The sequence below is a fragment of the uncultured Tessaracoccus sp. genome (assembly GCF_947255005.1).
Lineage (GTDB): Bacteria > Actinomycetota > Actinomycetes > Propionibacteriales > Propionibacteriaceae > Arachnia.
Genome location: NZ_CAMYFI010000130.1, coordinates 1 through 2,842, shown reverse-complemented (window position 1 = coordinate 2,842; position 2,842 = coordinate 1). Strand labels below are relative to the sequence as shown.

Here is a 2,842-nt window from a genome sequence, read left to right as displayed (position 1 = left end):
GCCAGTGGCGTGGTGAGGCGAGTTTCTGGGTTCCGGGCGACCTCCCGACGGGCTACCACCGGCTGGTCGCCACCACCGACGGGGTGCGCCACGAAGCTGCCGTCATCGTGACGCCGCGCTTCGTCGGTTTCCCGCAGAAGATGCACAATCGGCGGGTGTGGGGGTACGCCACGCAGCTGTACTCCGTCACCTCTGAGCGTTCTTGGGGCGTGGGCGACTTCGCGGATTTGGCAGACCTTGTCACGTGGTCGGGCGCTGAACAGGGCGCCGACTACATGCTGATCAACCCGCTCCACGCCGCTCAAGTGGTGCCGCCGATGGAACCATCGCCGTACCTGCCGATGAGTAGGCGGTTCCTGAACCCGATTTACATCCGTCCTGAAGAGGTGCCCGAATACGTGGGCCTAGGCCCCGAAGCGCGACGTGCCATCGAAGCGCTGCGCGCCGACGCGCGCCGCGCGGGTGAGAAGTCGGGCGCGGTAGAACGCGACGACGTGTGGGTGCGCAAACTCGAGGCGCTCCGGCCACTCTACGAGCTGGGGCTGCGCCCGGCGCGGCAGATCGCCTTCGACGAGTTTCTGCGTCGTGAAGGCGAGGGCATCCGCATCTACGGCGTGTGGAGCGCGCTCAGCGTGGAGTTCGGCCCCATCTGGCATGGCTGGCCCGAGGCGTTCCGCGACGTGGCCTCGCCTGCGGTGGCTGCGTTCGCCGCCGAGCACGCTGATGAGGTGCGCTTCCACCAGTGGCTGCAGTGGATCGCGCAGGAGCAGGTGAGTCGCGCCCAGACTGCGGCAGCAGAAGCGGGAATGTCAGTCGGCGTCGTAAACGACCTTGCCGTCGGTGTGCACAAGGCCTCCGCAGACACATGGATGATGCCGAGCTTGTTCGCGCGCGACATGCACGTCGGGGCTCCGCCTGATGCGTACAACCAGGCTGGGCAAGACTGGGGCCAGCCGCCCTGGCGTCCCGACCGCCTCGCCGCGCAGGCCTACCAGCCGTACCGCGAGATGGTGCGCGCGGCGCTGCGACGAGTAGGCGGCGCTCGCATCGACCATATTCTTGGGCTGTTTCGCCTGTGGTGGGTGCCGCAGGGGCTCGGTCCGCAGCACGGCACCTACATCCGTTACGACCACGAGGCCATGGTGGGCATTCTCGCCCTCGAAGCGCAACGCGCGCAGGCGCTCGTCGTCGGTGAAGATCTCGGCACGGTCGAACCCTGGGTGCGCGAGTATCTCGCGCAGCGGGGCATCCTCGGCACGTCGGTGCTGTGGTTCGAGTACGACGTGCACGGTGGCCCACTCGACGCCCAACATTGGCGCGAGTACTGCATGGCGAGCGTGACGACGCACGACCTTCCGCCCACGATCGGCTACCTGAGCGGCGACCACGTGCGGCTTAGGCACCAGCTCGGGCTGCTCACCGAGCCACTCGATGAGGAACTCCGCTTCGCTGCTTCGGAGCACGACGGGTGGATTGACCTCCTCATTGCCCGCGGCCTGCTCGACTCGGGTCAGCGCGACGTGCCGGAAGAGGTCATGCTAGCGCTGCACCGCTTCCTGCGTGAGACGCCCTCGAAGGTACTGCTAGCGAACCTCGTCGACGCGGTGGGGGAACGGCGGATGCAGAACCAGCCGGGCACTATCGACGAGTACCCCAACTGGCGCGTGCCGCTGGGTGACTCGTCGGGTAAACCCATCCCGCTGGAGCAGATCTTCGACGCCACGCTGCCCAAACGGCTCGCGGCAGTGATGAACGGCAGCGAGCCGCCGCGCCACTGAGCGCGGCCGGCTAGGCGCCGTCGTGGTGCTCGGCGGCGATCGCGTCCAGGTGGCCGTCGACATCGTTGAGCTTTCCGACGATCTCCCTCCAGGTTGACTCGAACAACCCGGCGAGTGGGGGTCCGTCATGTCTGGACTCCGCGGCCTGGATGGCGGCGTTGACGACGTCAGGGAGCAGCTGTAGGTGTTGGGGCGTTGGCACGTCCACCCAAGTGACGAGGCATTTCCTGCCGTCAATGCGCACGAGCACGCCGGCCAAGTCGGCCTCGTAGTCGCGCAAGTGAGATGGGGTGGGCGCTTCGGGTGCGGAGGCGCCGTCGAGGACGCTGCGAATGCCGGGTGGGAGATCGAGGCCGGACTCGCAGGCGAGGTACCGGCTGAGCGTTTCGCGCGCGGTGATGAGGCCGTAGTTGATCGCTTTGCGGATGCACGCGGAGGTGTTCTCGTGGAACGGCCCCTCGACGTGCACCTCGACGAGCGATAGGGCGCCGTCTACCGTCGCGGTGGCGTGGCCGCAGAGCCCTTCGAAGCGCCGATCGGTGAACCGGGCGAGGCCGTCTGACGGGGTCTGCTCGCGTGGGTCCGTCATACATGTGATTCAACCACGCCCAGCTGGTTTGCACCGGAGATCGCGGGAAGTCGCTACTCGGAGCGGATGTCGTTGTCTACTTCCGTCAGGCGGTCGTTGATGACGTCGAGTTCGGCCTGGATGGAGTTGAGCGAGGCCGAGAACTCGTCGAGCGTGGCCTGGAGGTTGATGTCGAGTTCTGCCACTTCGGCGCCGCCTCGGGCACCGGCGAACGCAGCCGAGATGGCCTGCGGCACTGCGGCGATGGTGGCCTCCTCGAGATCAGGGAGGAAGAGTTCGACGAGCTCCATCGTGTTGGCGTCGACGGTGGCGACGAGCATGCCTTCAAGCACCTCGGCTCGGTGAAGCTCCTTGCCGCGCACGGGTTCGTCGAACTCTTGCACCTCGGCGAGCACCTCGTCGGGAACGCTCCCGCTGGCTGCGATGTACCGCTGCGCGGCCGCGTTGCTCTGCTGCAGCGCCTGGTTACAGGCGG

General features: G+C 67.1%; 3 protein-coding genes. 1 reads left to right on the top strand and 2 read right to left on the bottom strand.

Annotated features, from left to right (window positions below):
- Positions 1-1,778: 4-alpha-glucanotransferase (gene malQ / locus Q0X61_RS13210; RefSeq protein ID WP_297743352.1), on the top strand; the 1,778-nt coding region annotated here is incomplete at its 5' end.
- A 10-nt stretch (positions 1,779-1,788) separates the two neighbouring features.
- Here malQ and Q0X61_RS13205 read toward each other — a convergent pair.
- Together Q0X61_RS13205 and Q0X61_RS13200 are read right to left on the bottom strand one after the other, a co-directional pair.
- On the bottom strand, positions 1,789-2,367 hold the full coding sequence (locus Q0X61_RS13205) for a hypothetical protein (protein WP_297743351.1): 579 nt from the start codon (positions 2,365-2,367) through the stop codon (positions 1,789-1,791).
- Between the two features lie 53 nt (positions 2,368-2,420).
- On the bottom strand, positions 2,421-2,842 hold a 422-nt coding region (locus Q0X61_RS13200), incomplete at its 5' end, for a hypothetical protein (protein ID WP_297743349.1).

Bases quoted from the DNA above. Each gene is read 5' to 3' on its own strand.
- Q0X61_RS13205 (WP_297743351.1), bottom strand. From the start codon at position 2,367: ATGACGGACCCACGCGAGCAGACCCCGTCAGACGGCCTCGCCCGGTTC.